Origin of the sequence: Mycobacterium sp. DL99 (genome assembly GCF_004762045.1) — a bacterium.
Classification (GTDB): Bacteria; Actinomycetota; Actinomycetes; order Mycobacteriales; family Mycobacteriaceae; genus Mycobacterium.
The window spans coordinates 3,107,536-3,124,466 of sequence record NZ_SJOM01000007.1 but is presented as its reverse complement, the minus strand read 5'-3'; the positions used below and the strand labels follow the sequence as shown (position 1 = coordinate 3,124,466).

The 16,931-nt window shown below is 68.3% G+C and carries 19 protein-coding genes; 5 read left to right on the top strand and 14 right to left on the bottom strand.

The window, feature by feature from the left end; translation table 11 throughout:
* Nucleotides 1–101 precede the first annotated feature (101 nt).
* Nucleotides 102–773 carry a FadR/GntR family transcriptional regulator gene (locus EYZ64_RS15510; RefSeq protein ID WP_135454492.1) on the top strand — a complete coding sequence of 224 codons (672 nt, stop codon included), beginning with the start codon at nucleotides 102–104 and terminating at the stop codon, nucleotides 771–773.
* Nucleotides 770–1,567, top strand: coding sequence for an ABC transporter ATP-binding protein (locus EYZ64_RS15505; RefSeq protein ID WP_135454490.1), 798 nt, complete (start codon nucleotides 770–772; stop codon nucleotides 1,565–1,567). The genes EYZ64_RS15510 and EYZ64_RS15505 overlap by 4 nt, the downstream gene beginning before the upstream one ends.
* A gap of 73 nt (nucleotides 1,568–1,640) precedes the next feature.
* Here the strand turns inward: EYZ64_RS15505 and EYZ64_RS15500 are convergent, their stop codons facing one another.
* The 10 genes from EYZ64_RS15500 to hisD form a co-directional block, all read right to left on the bottom strand.
* Nucleotides 1,641–2,636, bottom strand: a complete 996-nt coding sequence (locus EYZ64_RS15500; protein ID WP_135454488.1) for a hypothetical protein — start codon at nucleotides 2,634–2,636, stop codon at nucleotides 1,641–1,643.
* Nucleotides 2,626–4,272 (bottom strand): HsdM family class I SAM-dependent methyltransferase, encoded by a 1,647-nt coding sequence (locus EYZ64_RS15495; protein ID WP_135454487.1) that lies wholly within the window; start codon nucleotides 4,270–4,272, stop codon nucleotides 2,626–2,628. Before EYZ64_RS15495 ends, EYZ64_RS15500 begins: the two co-directional genes overlap by 11 nt.
* A 132-nt stretch (nucleotides 4,273–4,404) precedes the next feature.
* The gene (hisI, locus tag EYZ64_RS15490; RefSeq protein WP_135454484.1) at nucleotides 4,405–4,755 is read right to left on the bottom strand and encodes a phosphoribosyl-AMP cyclohydrolase; all 351 of its coding nucleotides are present in this window, start codon (nucleotides 4,753–4,755) and stop codon (nucleotides 4,405–4,407) included.
* Nucleotides 4,752–5,537 (bottom strand): imidazole glycerol phosphate synthase subunit HisF, encoded by a 786-nt coding sequence (hisF, locus tag EYZ64_RS15485; RefSeq protein WP_135454483.1) that lies wholly within the window; start codon nucleotides 5,535–5,537, stop codon nucleotides 4,752–4,754. Before hisF ends, hisI begins: the two co-directional genes overlap by 4 nt.
* Nucleotides 5,534–6,355: an inositol monophosphatase family protein gene (locus EYZ64_RS15480; protein ID WP_286174949.1), complete on the bottom strand. Its 822-nt coding sequence runs from the start codon at nucleotides 6,353–6,355 to the stop codon at nucleotides 5,534–5,536. Before EYZ64_RS15480 ends, hisF begins: the two co-directional genes overlap by 4 nt.
* Nucleotides 6,356–6,359: 4 nt before the next feature.
* Entirely contained in the window at nucleotides 6,360–7,094 is a 735-nt protein-coding gene (gene priA / locus EYZ64_RS15475; protein ID WP_135454481.1) for a bifunctional 1-(5-phosphoribosyl)-5-((5-phosphoribosylamino)methylideneamino)imidazole-4-carboxamide isomerase/phosphoribosylanthranilate isomerase PriA, read from the bottom strand.
* Complete coding sequence (gene hisH, locus EYZ64_RS15470) at nucleotides 7,091–7,708, bottom strand: imidazole glycerol phosphate synthase subunit HisH (protein WP_135454479.1); 618 nt, start codon at nucleotides 7,706–7,708, stop codon at nucleotides 7,091–7,093. Before hisH ends, priA begins: the two co-directional genes overlap by 4 nt.
* Complete coding sequence (gene hisB / locus EYZ64_RS15465) at nucleotides 7,705–8,313, bottom strand: imidazoleglycerol-phosphate dehydratase HisB (RefSeq protein WP_135454477.1); 609 nt, start codon at nucleotides 8,311–8,313, stop codon at nucleotides 7,705–7,707. The genes hisH and hisB overlap by 4 nt, the downstream gene beginning before the upstream one ends.
* Complete coding sequence (locus tag EYZ64_RS15460) at nucleotides 8,310–9,449, bottom strand: histidinol-phosphate transaminase (protein ID WP_135454476.1); 1,140 nt, start codon at nucleotides 9,447–9,449, stop codon at nucleotides 8,310–8,312. Before EYZ64_RS15460 ends, hisB begins: the two co-directional genes overlap by 4 nt.
* Nucleotides 9,450–9,480: 31 nt before the next feature.
* On the bottom strand, nucleotides 9,481–10,809 hold the full coding sequence (gene hisD, locus EYZ64_RS15455) for a histidinol dehydrogenase (protein WP_167857846.1): 1,329 nt from the start codon (nucleotides 10,807–10,809) through the stop codon (nucleotides 9,481–9,483).
* A gap of 104 nt (nucleotides 10,810–10,913) precedes the next feature.
* Here hisD and EYZ64_RS15450 point away from each other — a divergent pair, with 104 nt between their 5' ends.
* Together EYZ64_RS15450 and rhtB are read left to right on the top strand one after the other, a co-directional pair.
* Nucleotides 10,914–11,324 (top strand): nitroreductase family deazaflavin-dependent oxidoreductase, encoded by a 411-nt coding sequence (locus EYZ64_RS15450; RefSeq protein WP_135454472.1) that lies wholly within the window; start codon nucleotides 10,914–10,916, stop codon nucleotides 11,322–11,324.
* A gap of 21 nt (nucleotides 11,325–11,345) precedes the next feature.
* Nucleotides 11,346–11,981 carry a homoserine/homoserine lactone efflux protein gene (gene rhtB, locus EYZ64_RS15445; protein WP_135454470.1) on the top strand — a complete coding sequence of 212 codons (636 nt, stop codon included), beginning with the start codon at nucleotides 11,346–11,348 and terminating at the stop codon, nucleotides 11,979–11,981.
* A gap of 112 nt (nucleotides 11,982–12,093) precedes the next feature.
* Here the strand turns inward: rhtB and EYZ64_RS15440 are convergent, their stop codons facing one another.
* Nucleotides 12,094–12,504, bottom strand: coding sequence for an SRPBCC family protein (locus EYZ64_RS15440; RefSeq protein ID WP_135454468.1), 411 nt, complete (start codon nucleotides 12,502–12,504; stop codon nucleotides 12,094–12,096).
* 99 nt (nucleotides 12,505–12,603) lie between these two features.
* Between EYZ64_RS15440 and EYZ64_RS15435 the strand changes: the two genes are divergently transcribed.
* Complete coding sequence (locus EYZ64_RS15435) at nucleotides 12,604–13,422, top strand: helix-turn-helix domain-containing protein (protein WP_135454465.1); 819 nt, start codon at nucleotides 12,604–12,606, stop codon at nucleotides 13,420–13,422.
* On the opposite strand, the gene nadC is transcribed toward EYZ64_RS15435, so the two are convergent.
* The 3 genes from nadC to nadA are packed head-to-tail and all read right to left on the bottom strand — an operon-like array spanning nucleotide 13,419 to nucleotide 16,917.
* The gene (nadC, locus tag EYZ64_RS15430; RefSeq protein ID WP_135454463.1) at nucleotides 13,419–14,276 is read right to left on the bottom strand and encodes a carboxylating nicotinate-nucleotide diphosphorylase; all 858 of its coding nucleotides are present in this window, start codon (nucleotides 14,274–14,276) and stop codon (nucleotides 13,419–13,421) included. The two genes, EYZ64_RS15435 and nadC, sit on opposite strands and share 4 nt — an antisense overlap.
* Nucleotides 14,276–15,877, bottom strand: coding sequence for an L-aspartate oxidase (locus EYZ64_RS15425; RefSeq protein WP_135454461.1), 1,602 nt, complete (start codon nucleotides 15,875–15,877; stop codon nucleotides 14,276–14,278). Before EYZ64_RS15425 ends, nadC begins: the two co-directional genes overlap by 1 nt.
* Nucleotides 15,874–16,917 carry a quinolinate synthase NadA gene (gene nadA / locus EYZ64_RS15420; protein WP_135454459.1) on the bottom strand — a complete coding sequence of 348 codons (1,044 nt, stop codon included), beginning with the start codon at nucleotides 16,915–16,917 and terminating at the stop codon, nucleotides 15,874–15,876. Before nadA ends, EYZ64_RS15425 begins: the two co-directional genes overlap by 4 nt.
* Nucleotides 16,918–16,931 lie beyond the last annotated feature (14 nt).

Here is a 16,931-nt window from a genome sequence, read left to right as displayed (position 1 = left end):
GGGGCCGGTCGATTCAGGCCCCGCCGCGGCGGCTAAGGAGGAGGACGCGCGTCATGATGGCTAGACTATACATAACTCCTCAGACAAGTAGACAGGTTCAGATGACGTCCCAAGTTCAGCGTCACCCGCTGGCGACCCAGACCGCCCAGCTTCTCCTGACGCGCATCCGCCAGGGTGAATGGCCGCTGGGCCATCGACTTCCCGGTGAGACGACACTGGCCGCCCAGCTCGGCGTGGGCCGCTCCACCCTGCGCGAAGCGATCCGCGAACTGTCCGGCAAGGGCGTGCTGGAGAGCCGCCAGGGTGCGGGGGTGTTCGTCACCGCACTCGATGCGGCCGAAGACTGGGACACCGTGCTGCGCCGCGCCACCATCGTGTCGGTGATCGAGGCACGGATCGCCATCGAAGCCGAGGCCGCCGCGCTGGCCGCCACCCGGCGTACCCCCGCCGATCTGCGTGCGATACGTCGTACCCTGGCCGCTCGCGGTGTGGTGGGACAGTCGGTACCCGATCACGTCGACGCGGATATGGCGTTTCACCGCACGGTGATCGCCGCGGCCCACAACGAGGTGTTGATCCAGTTGTTCGACGCGTTCCTGCCCAGGCTGCGGCTGGCGATGATCGACATGCTCAAGATCCGCCCGATCGCGTCCGAACCCTGTGATCACGATCTGCACCAGCAGCTGGCCGACGCGATCGTCGCCCGCGATCCCGAGGCCGCCGCAGCGGCCAGCAGAACCCATTTGAGCTCATTGAAGGAGTCTTTCGCATGACCCCGGTCCTCGACATCACCGATGTGACCTTCCGCCGTGACGGCAAGCAGATCATCGACGGCATCTCACTGACCGTGCTGTCGGGTGAGCACTGGGCACTCTTGGGCCCCAATGGTGCCGGCAAGAGTACGCTGCTGGGTTTCTGTGCGGCCGTGACGTTTCCGACGACGGGGACCGTGCAGGTGCTCGGCGGCCAGATGGGCCGTACCGACCTGGCCGTGCTGCGCCGCTCCATCGGTCACGTGAATCCCCGGCATCGCCTGCAGTATCCGCTCACTGTGCGTGAGGTGGTGCTCACCGGCATCACCGCCACCATCGACATCGCAGCGCACTGGACGCCCACCGCCGAGCAGGTGCGCCGGGCCGAGGAGCTGATCGACACCGTGGGGTTGTCGGCCCGTGCCGACGCGATCTGGCCTACGTTGTCTCAGGGAGAGCGCGGCCGCACCCTGATCGCGCGCGCACTGATCGCTGATCCGCGGCTGTTGTTGCTGGACGAGCCGACCACCGGCCTGGATGTGGCGGCCCGCGAACAGCTGCTGGAAACCCTTGACACACTGGATGACTCACATCCCGACATGGCCTCGATCCTGGTCACCCATCACCTCGAGGAACTGCCCACCAGCACCACGCACGCCCTGCTGATCGCGCAGGGCCGCACGGTGGCCAGCGGTGCGGCTCGCGAGGTCGTCAACACCGAGCACGTCAGCGAGGCCTTCGCCCATCCGGTGGTGGTCGGGTATCACGACGGCCGCTGGAGTGCGCGGGCCAAGGCGAGCTCGCGGGTGTTGTGAGGTTCCGCGAGATCAACGCAAACGTCGTTCGCAGTGCGAATTTGCGACCTTTGCGTTGATTTCGGCGATTCCGTCAGGCGTCGGCCGGCGTGTTACGACGCCGGCGCGCCTCACGGTGCCGGGTCACCGGTGTGGTGTCGATGACGCGGTTGACCATGGTGGCCAGAAAACGCGAGGGCTGCAGCTCGGGCGGCACCGTGTCGTGCCGGATCGCGATGTCGGGCAGGGCCGCCAACGCCTCGTCGACGGCGGCCGTGGCGACGTCCACGATCTCGAACAGCGCGTCCGGCTCGGCCTTTTCGATGCTGTCGACTTCCTCGTCCGCGGACTCGGCGACCTCAGAGTCGTAGTCGATCATCACCAGCGCCACCGCGTGATAGGCGTCGTCCTCGGTACCGAGCTTGCCCAGCAGGTCGATGAGCCACTCGGCCTTGTCCGGTTCCGTGGTCAGGATCGTCGAGCGCAGGCCGTAGACGAATCCGAGCGCCGACAACGGGTGGCGTAAGCGCAGATTCTTGGCGTCGCCGTAGCTTTCCTCGACGCGGTTCGCCGCATTCTTGCCGAAGCTGGAATCCATCCGTTTGGTGCTGATCAGCAATTCCGGACCGGTGTCCCAGTCCGACATCACCACGTCGACCTGCTTCATGTAGTGCTTGCCCAGCACACTGGCGCTCGACGCGGCAACACCTTTCATCGACCGCTTCAGCCGCTGCTCGATCAGGTGCCGTTCTTTTTGCGGCAACGCCTCAAGCAGACTGGCGATGGCACTGGGCATGATCCGCGGATCTGTCGCTCTGGGCCACACCGCATCCGGATCAAATCCGGCGCGCCGCAGCTCGTAGGCCAGCCACACATCCAGTGCCAGCGCCGGAACGCCGGTGGTGGACGGCGCGTCCAGGAACAGCGGCACCCCGAGCAGCTTGCGCAGCACCCGGAAATCGGGGACGAAGCTCAACTCGCCGGCCACCCGCACCCAGGGGTTGGTGTGTACGCCCCCCGGTGCCGCATCGGCCACAATGCGGTCGAAGATGGCCCACGCGGTGGCTTTGGTCGACGGTTCAGCGGGCACGCCGAGACCTTACCGTCCGGCGGGTCGCCAATGAATCGCGCGCCGTCCGAACGGGTTCCAGGACGATTCGGTCCGCCAGCCCCAACGCGTCGTCGACGATGCGGGTCGCCTCGAGCAGCCGACCGCGCTCCAACAGCGCTGCGACGCGTCGGCGCACCGCCCGCAATTCGTCGGCGCGAGCAGCCACCAGGTCGGGCGAGGGAACCAGCCAACGGTCGGCTTCGCGGGGTTCGATCTTCAGGATGCCGCCGCCGTAGGAGCGCCCGACGATCTCGGCGTGCAGCACCGTCACCGAGTTCAGCGCGGCCATCCCGAGCAGGTCGCGGCCCAGCGTCCGCAGCCCGTCGCGCAGGTACACGCCGTGCACCGAGTTGAGGTGATGCGCCTTGGCCCGGTTGGTGACCAACCGCGGGGTATCGGCGTTCATGCAGGTCAGCAGCAGGTCAGCGGGATTCACCAGCGGCACCAGATACCAGGGCCGGCGCACCCGGCACTTGTAGGCCAGATGCACCCCGGCGGCGTGACCGGCGTCGATGTAGCGCTGGGCGGTGGCCGATGGTGTCCCGGTCGGACGGAACAGGTGCGTCGACCGCCCGTCCTCCCCCAGGTGGGCCAACTGCTCGGCCGACAACGTCAGGCCGCGGAGATGTGCGCTGCCCGGCGGCGACAACGGCAGCAGGTCGGTGCGCCGCAGGCCGAGTTCACGCACGCGTTCCGGGGACAGCGCGAAGAAGCTGTTGTTGCCGGTCACCATGCCCAGCGTGGTGTCACCCCAGGTCTCCAGCACACAGAACTGCCCTGCCTCGTGCAGGCCGTGGAGCGCATCCACCGGTGCGTTGCCGATCAGGCCGCTGACCCATTTGTCTGAGGGATCCCGAGGGGACCAACGCCGTTGTGCGAGTTCAGATGTCAGCGACGCCGCATTGCGGGCCCGATGGATGACGGCGTGACCGGTTGGCCCGCCCCCAAAGCCGTCGGCCAGGAGCAGGACCACGTCGGCCTCGGCCTCCGGGAACACCTGCTCGTCGAACATCACCAGCTCGACGCTGGCGAAGCGATCGAACAGGAACTTCCGCACCGCGGCCGCATAGTTGACACTGAGCAGCTCGGCGGGCAGCACCAGAGCCAGCCGCCCTCCCGGCCGCAGGAACAGGGCGGCATGCACGGTGAACGCTGCCCAACTCGATGCCAGCCCCGACAGCGTGACCCCGGCCTTGAGCGCGGCCCGCCGCGACTGCGCCCGCGTCGCACCCCGGAATTCCTGGTAGCGGATGTAGGGCGGGTTACCGATCACCGCGGTGTACTCGGCCCGCGGCTCGACGGCGAAGAAATCCGCGGTCCGGATGTGCGCCCGTCCCCCGGCCTCGGTAACCCGGCGGCGCGCGGTGGCCGCGCTGGACCGGTGGATCTCGATGCCGTGCAGCTCCGGGTGTTCGGCACCCAACTGCTGCAGCCGGCGGGTAGCGGCCACCAGGAAGGCCGCGTCCCCGGCCGAAGGCTCGAGGATCCGCTCATCGGCCGAGCGCACTGCCCACTGTGCGAGGTAATCAGTGATCTGGGCCGGGGTGAAGAATGCACCGCGCGCTTTGCGGGCTTCGGCGGAATCGCCGTCGGCGCGCGCTCCGGTGTCGGTCACCCCGCCATTGTCAACGACACCACCGACAAGCCCGGGGACCGCAACGCGGTTCGGGCGCTTCGACCATCAGCGAGACTGAAGCCAGGGACAAAAATCCGGCTGATCTCGTCCCTGAGTGCAGTCTCGATGTCCTTACGCCTCAGGTGCCAGCAACTGGTCGGCGTCGAAGCAGGTGTGGGCACCGGTGTGGCAGGCGGCACCGATCTGATCGACCTCCAGCAGCACCGTGTCGCCGTCACAGTCCAGCCGGACCGAATGCACGTACTGCGTGTGTCCCGACGTCAGACCCTTGACCCACTGCTCACCGCGCGAGCGCGAAAAATATGTCGCCTCACGGGTTTCCAGGGTGCGGGCCAGCGCGTCGTCGTCCATCCAGGCGACCATCAGCACCTGACCGGTGGACCGCTCCTGCGCCACCGCGCTGAACAGCCCTTCGGCGTTGCGTTTCAACCGCGCGGCGATTTTCGGATCCAGGACGCTCATCGGACCGTGATCCCTTCCGCCGCCATCGCAGCCTTCACCTGGGCGATGGTCAGTTCGCGGAAATGGAACACGCTGGCGGCCAGCACCGCATCCGCTCCGGCCTGCACAGCAGGGGCGAAATCGGCCACCGCACCGGCACCGCCGCTGGCGATCACCGGGACCCCGACCGCGGCACGCACCGCGCGCAGCATCGGCAGGTCGAACCCGGCCTTGGTGCCGTCGCGATCCATCGAGTTGAGCAGGATCTCGCCGACCCCGAGTTCGGCACCGCGCGCGGCCCACTCGATCGCGTCGAGTCCGGTGCCGCGGCGCCCGCCGTGGGTTGTGACCTCCCACCCCGACGGGGTGGGCTGATCGCCGGCAGGCACGGTGCGGGCGTCGACGCTGAGCACGATGCACTGAGAACCGAACTGGCGGGCCATCTCGGCCAGCAGTTCGGGCCGCGCGATCGCGGCGGTGTTGACCGACACCTTGTCGGCGCCGGCGCGCAGCAGCACATCGACATCTTCGACGGCGCGCACACCGCCACCGACGGTGAGCGGGATGAAGACCTGCTCGGCGGTGCGCTTGACCACCTCGAGCATGGTGGCCCGCCCCGACGACGACGCAGTCACGTCGAGGAAGGTCAGCTCGTCAGCACCCTCGGCGTCATAGGCGGCGGCGAGTTCGACGGGATCACCCGCATCACGCAAGTTCTCGAAGTTGACCCCCTTGACCACCCGGCCGGCGTCGACGTCGAGGCACGGGATGACCCTCGTTGCCACGTCACTGATGGTGCTCACAGGTAGTCCTCCGGATTGCCAGCGGATTTCACGATTTCCAGCATGCGTTCGTGCACGCCGGGCGCGGCGGCCAGCGCCGACTTGGACTCGGCCGTCCATGGATCGCCGGCCAGGTCCGTCACGATGCCCCCGGCGGCCCGGACCAGCGCCACCCCGGCGGCATGGTCCCAGATGTGGTGCCCGAAACTGATGGCCCCGCCCAGGATTCCGGCGGCGACGTAGGCCAGGTCCACTCCGGTGGCGCCGTGCATCCGAATCCGCGAGCACACCCGGCTCAGGTTGGACAGCACCTCGACCCGGTAGCGGCCGGGGAATCGGCCGCGGGAAGCGATGTTGAAGGTCTGGATGCCGACGATCGAATCGGTCAGGGTCGGTGATCCCAGTTGTGGCAGCGCGGTGCCGTTGTCCCGCACCGGACCTCCGGCCAGCGCCGAGTAGCGCTGTCCGGTGAACGGCAGCCAGGTCAGTCCGGCGACCGGCTCGCCATCGGCCAACAGGCCGAGCAGAATGGCCGCCATCGGGGATCCGGCCGCGTAGTTGAACGTGCCGTCGATCGGGTCGAGCACCCACACCAGCGGCGAATCGATGGGCTCGCCGCCGAATTCCTCGCCGTGGACTCCGATCCCGGTGGCCTCGGTCAGCGCCCGCACCACCTGCCGTTCGATCGCGAGATCGACCTCGGTGGCGAAGTCGTTGCCCTGCTTGCTCACCGCGGAATCGGCGCGGTGGCCGGCGATGAAGGGCACCGACGCCGCGTCGAGGATCTCGGTCGCCGCATCTACCAGTGCGGCCAACTTCGACGGATCCAGGGCTGCCACCCGCTTATCCGCTGACCGCGGCCAGCGCCTGCGGCAAGGTGAATCGTTCGGCGTAGAGCGCTTTCCCGACGATCGCGCCCTCGACTCCGTGGCCGGTCAGGGTGGCGATCGCACGGAGATCGTCCAGGCTGGACACCCCGCCCGAGGCGATCACCGGGGCGTCGGTGCGGTCCGCTACCGCCGCCAGCAGTTCCAGATTGGGGCCCGTGAGGGTGCCGTCCTTGGTGACGTCGGTGACGACGTACCGCGAACACCCTTCGCGATCAAGGCGATCCAGGACCTCCCACAGGTCACCACCGTCGGTTTCCCAGCCACGGCCCCGCAGTCGCCAGCTGTCGTTCTCGAACTGCACGTCCAGCCCGACTGCTACCCGGTCGCCGTATTCGGCGATGGCGCGGCGGCACCACTCGGGACTTTCCAGCGCCGCGGTGCCGATGTTCACCCGGGCGCAGCCGCTGTCCATGGCGGCCTTCAACGACTCGTCATCGCGGATGCCGCCGGACAGTTCGACTTTCACGTCGAGCTTGCCGACCAGATCGGCCAGCAGATCACGGTTGCTGCCGCGTCCGAAGGCGGCGTCCAGGTCCACCAGGTGGATCCACTCGGCGCCGTCACGCTGCCAGGTCTGCGCGGCCTCCAGCGCCGAACCGTAGTCGGTCTCGCTGCCTGCCTTGCCCTGCACGAGACGCACCGCTTTGCCGTCCACCACGTCGACAGCCGGCAACAGAATCAAACTCACAGTCCCTCAACCCAATTCGCGAGCAGCGTCGCACCGGCGTCACCGCTCTTCTCCGGATGAAATTGCGTGGCCGACAACGCGCCGTCTTCGACGGCGGCGATGAACGGCACGTGATGCGTCGCCCAGGTGACCAGTGCGTCCGGATTACCGGACCACTCCTGGGCGGCGTACGAATGCACGAAATAAAAGCGCGTGGCGGCGTCGAGCCCCTTGAACAGGGTGCTGCCGGGAGCGGCGTCGACGACATTCCAACCCATGTGCGGAATCACCGGGGCGTCCAGTCGGGTCACCGAACCGGGCCACTGCCCGCAACCGGTGGACTCCGTTCCGAACTCCACTCCGCGGGCGAACAGGATCTGCATGCCGACGCAGACACCCAGCACCGGACGGCCGTGCTGCAAGCGGTCGGCAATGATCTTCTCGCCTCCGATCGCCCGGAGCCCGGTCATGCAGGCCTCGAACGCACCGACACCCGGCACCACCAGGCCGTCGGCTGCCGCGGCAGCACCCGGATCGGCCGTCACTTCGACGTCGGCACCGACCCGCTCCAGCGCGCGCTGAGCCGAGCGCAGATTGCCCGATCCGTAATCGAGAACGATGACTTTCTTGGTCACAGAGTGCCTTTGGTCGACGGAACGCCGGTGACCCGGGCGTCGTACTCGACGGCCTGTCGCAACGCGCGGGCCACCGCCTTGTACTGCGCCTCGGTGATGTGGTGCGGGTCACGACCGTAGAGCGTGCGCACGTGCAATGCGATACGGGCATTGAACGCCAGCGATTCGAACACGTGCCGGTTGATCACGGTGTGGTACGGCGCCTGCGATCCGGCGATGGTGAACTCCACCATGAACTCCGGCTCCCCCGTGTGCACGAAGTACGGCCGGCCGGACACGTCGACCGCGGCGTGCGCGAGGGTCTCGTCCATCGGGATGAACGCGTCGCCGAACCGGCGGATGCCCTTCTTGTCACCGAGGGCCTGGCCGAGCGCCTGGCCCAGCACGATCGCGGTGTCCTCGATCGTGTGGTGCCCCTCGATCTCGATGTCGCCCTTGGCGTGCACCGTGAGGTCGAAGCTGGCGTGGGTGCCCAGCGCGGTCAGCATGTGGTCGAAGAACGGGACACCGGTGTCGATGTCGACGACACCGGTGCCGTCGAGGTCGATCTCGACGACGATGTCGGATTCCCTGGTCTTGCGTTCGACTTTCGCGCGACGGGTCACGATGCTCCTACCGGGCTGTTGGCTGGCTGAAGTTCGGTGGCGGACAGATCGGCGCTGGCGGCCAGGAACGCGTCGTTCTCCTCGGCCAGACCGATCGTGGTGCGCAGGAAGCCGGGGATACCGACGTCGCGGATGAGGATTCCCTTGTCCAGGTAGCGCTGCCAGCTGGCCGGGGCGTCGCGGAACGGACCGAACAACACGAAGTTCGCGTCGCTGGGGATCACGCGGTACCCGAGGCGGGTCAGCTCAGCGCTCACCCGGTCACGTTCGGCGGCCAAGGTCGCGACACTGGCCAGGGTGTCGTCGGCGTGCCTCAGTGCCGCACACGCGGCGGCCTGGGTGAGCACGGACAGGTGATATGGCAGACGCACCAACAGCAGCGCATCGATCACCGCGGGTGCGGCGGCCAGATATCCGAGCCGACCGCCGGCGAAGGCGAACGCCTTGCTCATCGTGCGGGTGACGATCAGCTTGGCCGGGAACTCGTCGATCAGGGTGACCGCGCTGGGCTGCGACGAGAACTCGCCGTAGGCCTCGTCGACGATCAAGATGCCCCCCGGCATCGCCTGCAGCAGACGGCGCAGGTCCGCGATCGAAACACTTTGGCCCGACGGGTTGTTGGGGCTCGCCACGAACACCACGTCGGGTGAGCGCTCTTTTATGGCGGCAACGGCTGCGTCTACGTCGAGTCCGAAGTCTGCGGCGCGGGCAGCCTGCAGCCAGTCGGTCTGGGTGCCGTCCGAGATGATCGGGTGCATCGAATACGACGGCACGAACCCGATCGCGGTGCGGCCCGGCCCGCCGAAGGCCTGCAGCAGCTGCTGCAGGATCTCGTTGGAACCGTTTGCCGCCCAGAGGTTGTCGACGGTGAGGTGCACACCGGTGGCCGCGGTGAGGTAAGCCGCCAGGTCGGTCCGCAACGCCACCGCGTCACGGTCGGGATAGCGGTGCAGTTCGGCGGCGGCTGCGCGGGCCGATGCGGCGACGTCGTCGATCAGGGCCTGAGTCGGCGGATGCGGGTTCTCGTTGGTGTTGAGCCGCACCGGAACCACCAATTGCGGCGCTCCGTAAGGCGACTTCCCGCGCAGGTTTTCGCGCAGCGGCAGATCGGCCAGCGTCACGTCCTGTGCGCTCATCTGCGCCCTCGGTTCTTCGCGCAAGCGCTCATCACCGTTCGAACCTCCGTCGTACCGCCTCGCCGTGCGAGGGCAGGTTTTCCGCCTTGGACAACGTGATCACATGTCCGGAAACGTCTTTGAGGGCGGCCTCGTCGTACTCGACGACGTGGATGCCGCGCAGGAACGTCTGCACGGACAGGCCGCTGGAGTGCCGGGCACAACCCGCGGTCGGCAGCACGTGGTTGGAGCCGGCGCAGTAGTCACCCAGGCTGACCGGCGACCAGGCGCCGACGAAAATGGCTCCCGCGGAACGAATCCGGCCGGCCACGGCGGATGCGTCCTCGGTCTGGATCTCCAGGTGCTCGGCCGCGTAGGCGTTCACCACCCGCACCCCTGCCTCGATATCGTCGACGAGCACGATCGCGGACTGCTTGCCCGAGAGCGCCACTCGAACGCGGTCGACGTGCACGGTGGTTGCCAGCTGGCGGGTGAGCTCGCGATCGGTGGCCTCGGCCAGCGCCTCACTGTCGGTGACCAGCACGCTGGCCGCCATCTCGTCGTGCTCGGCCTGGCTGATCAGATCCGCGGCGACGTGTACCGGATCGGCCGTGTCGTCGGCAAGGATCGCGATCTCGGTCGGGCCCGCCTCGGCGTCGATGCCCACCTGCGAGCGGCAGATCCGCTTGGCGGCGGTCACGTAGATGTTTCCGGGGCCGGTGATCATGTCGACCGGGGCCAGCTCGGCACCGTCGGTGTCGGTGCCGCCGTAGGCCAGCAGCGCCACCGCCTGCGCACCACCGACCGCCCACACCTCGTCGACGCCCAGCAGTGCCGCGGCGGCCAGGATGGTCGGGTGCGGCAGGCCGTCGAATTCCGCCTGGGGCGGGCTGGCGATCACCAGCGAATCGACGCCGGCGGTCTGCGCGGGCACCACGTTCATCACGACGCTCGACGGGTACACGGCGTTGCCGCCGGGCACGTACAGCCCGACGCGCTCGACCGGCACCCAGCGTTCGGTGACGGTGGCACCGGGCGCCAGCGTGGTGGTGGTGTCAGTGCGGCGCTGGTCGGCGTGCACCGCGCGCGCCCGGTCGATCGCGACCTGCAGCGCGGCGCGTACGTCGGGGTCGAGGTCGGCCAGGGCGTCGGTGAGCCGGGCCGCGGGGACCCGCACGGTGTCGGGGCGGATGCCGTCGAAGGTATGGCCGTAATCCAGGGCGGCCGTGGCGCCGTGCTCGGCGACCGCCTCCACGATCGGGCGGACCTTGGGCACCACTGCGTCCACATCGACTCCGCCGCGGGGCAGCGCGGATCGCAACTGCGCGGCGTTCAGCACGCGGTTACGCAGGTCGATACGGGACATCTGAAACTCGGCCATCGGTTCAATTGTCCCTGATCAGTCCAGTTGATAAAAATCCGTCGTCCACTGCCGCCGGCACGACCCGCCGTAGGGTAGTTCCAGACTGCCGAATGGAGCCCTAGATGTCCGCGAAAGACCACCCGAACAACGCCCCCGGCGTACCGATGCTTATGCCACCTGCGCTGGAGCGGTTCCAGATCAAATACATCAACCCGCTGGTGAAACCCTTTTCCAGGCGCTTGCCTGGCTTCACCGTGATCAAGCATCGGGGTCGCACCTCCGGTACGCCGTACGAGACGATCGTCACCAGCTACCGCAAGGGCAATGTCTTCGCGGTGACGCTCATGCACGGCAAGACCAACTGGGTGAAGAACGTGATCGCGGCCGGCGGGGCCGACGTGCACCTGTTCCGCGGCGACATCAAGATCACCAACCCGCGCGTCCTGCCGGCGGGCACCGACGATCCGACCCTCCCCCGGATCCCCCGCAGCGCGGCCCGCCGGATGGGCGTCTTCGTCGCAGATATCGTTTGACACGGTCGCCAGACTGCATACATGACCTGGCAGATCTGGCTCGCGTTTCTCGGCGCGTCGATCGCCATCAGCGTGTCCCCCGGAGCCGGGGCGATCCAGTCGATGGCGACCGGCCTGACCCATGGCGTACGGCGCGGGTCGTGGAGCGTGCTCGGACTCCAGATCGGTCTGCTCCTGCAACTGGTGTTGGTCGCCGTCGGCTTGGGCGCCCTCGTCGCCAAGTCGATGTTGGCCTTCCACATCGTGAAGTGGATCGGTGTGGCCTATCTGATCTACCTGGCGATCCAGCAATGGCGTAGCGCCTCGCAGGACCTTCGCGACCGGATGGGCAGCACCGGCGAGCGCGGCCGGCCGGCCTTGGTGATGCGCGGATTCCTGGTGAACACCACCAACCCGAAGGGCTTGGTGTTCCTGGTCGCGGTACTGCCGCAGTTCGTGGTGCCGACGGCGCCGTTGCTGCCGCAGTACCTGGCGATCGGGGCGACCATGGTCGCCGTCGACGTGGTCGTGATGAGCCTCTACACCGGTCTGGCAGCCCGGCTGCTCACCTGGCTGCAGACACCGCGGCAGCAGACCATCCTCGGCCGGGTGTTCTCCGGGCTGTTCGCCACGGCCGCCGTGGTGCTCTCGCTGGTGCGCCGCGGCGCGGCGGCCTAGGAGCCCTCTGTCGAGCACCAAACCGAGGATTTCAGCCACATACTGACCGGAATCCTCGGTTGAGTGCTCGAAGCCTGCCGTGATCACCGACCGGCAGGCTCCGCAATCGCGGCTAGCCAGTCGACGTGTTCTCCATCGCGCTCTTGATGATCGGCGCGGCCTGCTCCATCGCGGCCCGCAAGGGACCGGCGGCGTCGTCTGGCAGGACATCACGCGACCACAGGAACCGGCAACGGTGCGGGCCGTCGGCCACCACCTGCATCACCGCATTGTCGTGTTCGGGGCGCGCGGCGTCTCCGATCAGTGAGTAGGCGATTCGGTGAATCGGCTCGTCGCGGCTGACCAGGCGCTCGCGGGCAACGAATCCGTCCGCGAACGTCACGACGCGAACATCGCCGTCAGCCTCAGAAGACGCTACGAAGCCCGGTGCCATGCGTACCGGGCCCTCCGCCCAGTCGCCGATCACCTGCCAGACCCGCGAACTGTCAGCTTCAACGTCGAACTCAATGTGGATTGATGCCATGGCACCAGTCTGGTAGGGCGCTGACCCGGTGTCTTGAACATTCTTGCGGGCTGTCGGTGCCGTCCGCGGCTGTCGGTCCCGATCGCTAACGTGCAGAAGGTGTTGACCGCCCAGACGCTGATTTCCCGGCCGGATTTCAGCATCGCCACCTGGAGCTGCACCGGCGAGCACGCTGACTGGTCCGAGCCCGAACGCCCGGTCGACGGGCGGTTCGTTCTGGTGCGCTCGGGGCGCTTTCACCGTCGTGGATCGGGCGGCGCGGTGGAACACGATGCGACGCTCGGCTACCTCGGTACACCCGGGGAGCCCGAACATTTCGCCCATCCGCACGGCGGCGATGCCTGTACGTCGTTGCAGCTCAACGCCGAAAACTGGTGGCAACTCGCCGGGGAGCCGGAACGGACCGGCCCTGCCGCCGTGTACGTGGACGCCCGGCTTGAACTGGCGCACAGGCGGCTTCTGGCCGCCGGTCGCGCTGATCCCGACTATCAGCTCGCCGAGGGGCTGGTGCAGCTGGTCGGTGCGGCGCTGCGTTCGGCGGCGCAACGGCCGATACCGGCCGGATCACCGGCTCGGCTCTCCGAGCGGCGGTTGGTGGCACAGGCCCGCGAGGCGATCAGGCAGGCCGATGACGCTGCCGTGGGCCTGTTCCCCCTGGCGGCCGCTCTCGGCGTTTCCCCGTACCGGCTGAGCCGCTCGTTCAGCAATGAACTCGGGGTGTCGGTGACGCGGTATCGCAACCGGATCCGGGTCGAACGGGCGCTCGACCACCTGCACCGCGGCGAATCCACGATGGCCGACGTCGCAGCCACGCTGGGCTTCGCCGACCAGGCTCACTTCTGCCGCACGGTGCGCGCGCACACCGGGTGGACGCCCACCGCGACCCGACGCGAATTACGCCGAGCCGCTGCGGATTAGGTGTCCAGGCCGATATCGAGCACCCGTACCGAATGGGTGAGGGCGCCGATCGCGAGGTAGTCAACACCGGTTCCGGCGTAATCGGCGGCGCTGTCCAGCGTCAGGCCGCCCGAGGATTCCAGCAGCGTCTTGGGCGAACGCGTGTCCCGGCGCTGAACCGCGATCTGGGTCTGCCAGACCGGGAAGTTGTCCAGCAGCACCAGTTCCACATCGGCCGAGAGCACATCGTCGAGTTGTTCGAGCGAATCCACCTCGACCTCGCACGGCAGATCCGGCGCCTCGGCCCGGACGGCCTTGAGCGCGGCCAGCACCGACCCGGCCGCCGCAACGTGGTTGTCCTTGATCAGCGCGGCGTCGCCCAGTCCCATCCGGTGGTTGACGCCGCCGCCGACGCGTACCGCGTACTTCTGCAGCGCACGCAGGCCCGGCAGCGTCTTGCGGGTGTCGCGGATCTTGGCGTTGGTGCCGGCCACCGCGTCAACCCAGGCCGCGGTCGCGGTGGCGATCCCCGACAGGTGGCACATCAGGTTCAGCAGCGTGCGCTCGGCGGTGAGCAGCCCGCGGGTCGACGCCTCGACCGTGAGGATCGTCGAACGGGCGTCCAGCCGAGCGCCGTCCTCGACGCGGTCGATCACGCGGTAGCCGTCAGCGCCGAGCACCTCGTCGAGCACCAGCAGCGCGATGTCCACACCCGCGGCCACGCCCGGCTCCCGGTTGACCACCGAGGCGGTGGTCATGGCATCGGCACCCACGGTGGCCAGCGTCGTGATATCTGGTCCGTAGCGCAGGTCTTCTTCGAGCGCCCGCGTGATCGTGGCCCGAGCCTCGGCCAGCTCGATATCCGAAAGTGCCATCAGCACACCACCGTTGCGGTGTCGAGGGCGGGACGGCCGGCTACGGCGCGAATCGTCACGGAATGCTCCTGAGCGGGGTCGGTTTCGGGGTAATCGCCGCGATGGTGGCAGCCACGGCTTTCGGTACGGGCCAGGGCGGCCACGGCAATTGCGCGTGCCGTCGCGGTGAGGGCAGCGTCCTCGAAGCTCTGGCGGTTGGCGGGCTGCACCGAGCGCGCATCGGCAAGAACGGCATCGAGCTGACGTAGGCCTCCGGCGTTGCGGACCACAGAGGCATGTTCAGACATGGCGTGCTGCAAGGCATCTCGGTCAACCGAGTCATAAGGCCGGTCCTGCGGTGCCTGTGCACGCACCGAACCTGCTGCGCCGGCGTGCTCGGCGGCGAGCCGGCCGGCCCGGCCGCCGACGACGAGTCCTTCCAGGAGGCTGTTGGAGGCCAACCGGTTGGCTCCGTGCATCCCCGTGCGGGCCACTTCCCCCGCGGCGAAGAGCCCGGGCAGTTCGGTGCGTCCATGCACGTCGGTGACCACGCCGCCGCAGCTGTAGTGCGCGCCCGGAACCACCGGGATGGGTTGGTGGGTCGGATCGACACCGGCCGCCGCACACGCCGCCGCCACCGTGGGAAACCGGTCGGCGAACTGGGCGATACCCCGGGCATCGAGGTACACGCACGGGTCGCCGGTGGCGCTCAGCCGGGCGTTGATGGCTGCAGCGACCACGTCCCGCGGAGCCAGATCCCCCATCGGGTGCACCCCGTCGGTCACCGAGTTACCTTGCGAGTCAAGCAGTATGGCGCCTTCACCGCGCAGCGCCTCGGTGATGAGAGGGCGCCGCCCACCGCTGTTCTCGACATACAACATGGTCGGGTGGAACTGAACGAACTCGATGTCGCGGACCGGAACACCGGCCCACATCGCGAGGGCGATGCCGTCACCCGTGGAGCCACTGGGGTTGGTGGTGGCCGCGTACACGTGACCGAGGCCTCCGGTGGCCAGGATGACCGACGGCGCGTGGATGATCCCCAGACCGTCCTCGTTGCGCACCAGCACCCCGGTCACCGTGGCGTCGTCGCGCAGGACCTGCAGCGCCACATGGTCACGGCGGATGTCGAGGTTGGCCGCCGCAGAGTCGAGAGCCCGCTGCACTTCGGCCCCGGTGGCATCGCCGCCGGCGTGGATGATCCGGCGCCGGGTGTGTCCGCCCTCGCGGGTCAGTGCCCAACGCTCGGGAGCGGTCTCGTCGAACTGTGCGCCGTCGGCCACCAGATCAGCCACCGCATCATAGCCGGCCGCGACGATGGAGCGCACGGCATCCGGGTCACACAGGCCGCCCCCGGCGGCGACCGTGTCGGCGACGTGCGCCTCGACGGAGTCGTCAGTGTCGGGCAGCACCACGGCGATCCCGCCCTGGGCGTAGAACGTCGCGGTCTCGCGGGCCTTGCTGAGCACCACCACCCGGCGGCCGCGGCGATGCGCGGCCAGGGCCGCCACCAGGCCCGCGACCCCGGTGCCGACGACGACGACGTCAGCGCGCTGTTGCCACAGCGTTGAACTGCCGCAGGCGAAGCGGCTCGATCCCCGGGCACTGCCCGTCGGGGTCATTCGCCGCCGCCGGGCTGGCCAATCGCAATCATGCGCTGCACGCTGGCACGACCCAGGCGAGCGGTTTCGGGATCGACGTGCACCTCGTCGGCGCCTTCGACCAGGCTCCGCAGCAGCGCGGCCGGGGTGATCATCTTCATGTAGGTGCACGAGGCGCGGTCGTTGACCGCCAGGAACTCGACTTCGGGTGCAGCCCTGCGCAACTGGTGCAGCATGCCGACCTCGGTCGCGACGAGAACCTGCCGCGCCCGAGTCTCCCGAGCGGCGTCGAGCATGCCGCCGGTGGACAGGATCTTCACCCGCTCCTCCGGGACCGCGCCCTCACCGGCGAGGTAGAGCGCCGAGGTGGCACATCCGCATTCGGGGTGCACGAAGAGTTCGGCGTCGGGGTGCGACCGGGCCTGGTCGGCCAACTCGTCGCCGTTGATCCCGGCGTGCACGTGGCATTCTCCGGCCCAGACGTGCAAGTTCTTGCGGCCGGTGACGCGCCGCACGTGTGCGCCCAGGAACTGATCCGGGCAGAACAGCACCTCGCGGTCCTCGGGGATCGAGGCCACCACCTCGACGGCGTTCGACGAGGTGCAGCAGATGTCGGTGAGTGCCTTCACCGCGGCGGTGGTGTTGACGTAGGAGACGACGACCGCGCCGGGGTGCTCGTCCTTCCAGGCCTGCAGTTCGTCGGCGGTGATCGAATCGGCCAGCGAACAACCGGCCCGCTGATCCGGAATCAGCACGGTCTTGTCCGGGCTGAGGATCTTGGCCGTCTCGGCCATGAAGTGCACGCCACAGAACACGATCGTGTCCTCGGGGGCCTCGGCGGCGATACGCGAGAGCGCCAGAGAATCACCGACGTGGTCGGCGACGTCCTGGATGGCCGGCAACTGGTAGTTGTGCGCCAACAGCGTCGCACCGCGCAGCTCGACCAAACGGCGGATCTCAGCGGCCCATTTCTCGTCGCCGTCTACGCCGGAATAGCCACCGGGGCCATCGACGATCTGATCTGCCAAGCCCCCCGCAAGGGTGCCATTGAGAGCGGTCACGCCGACCTCCTCCA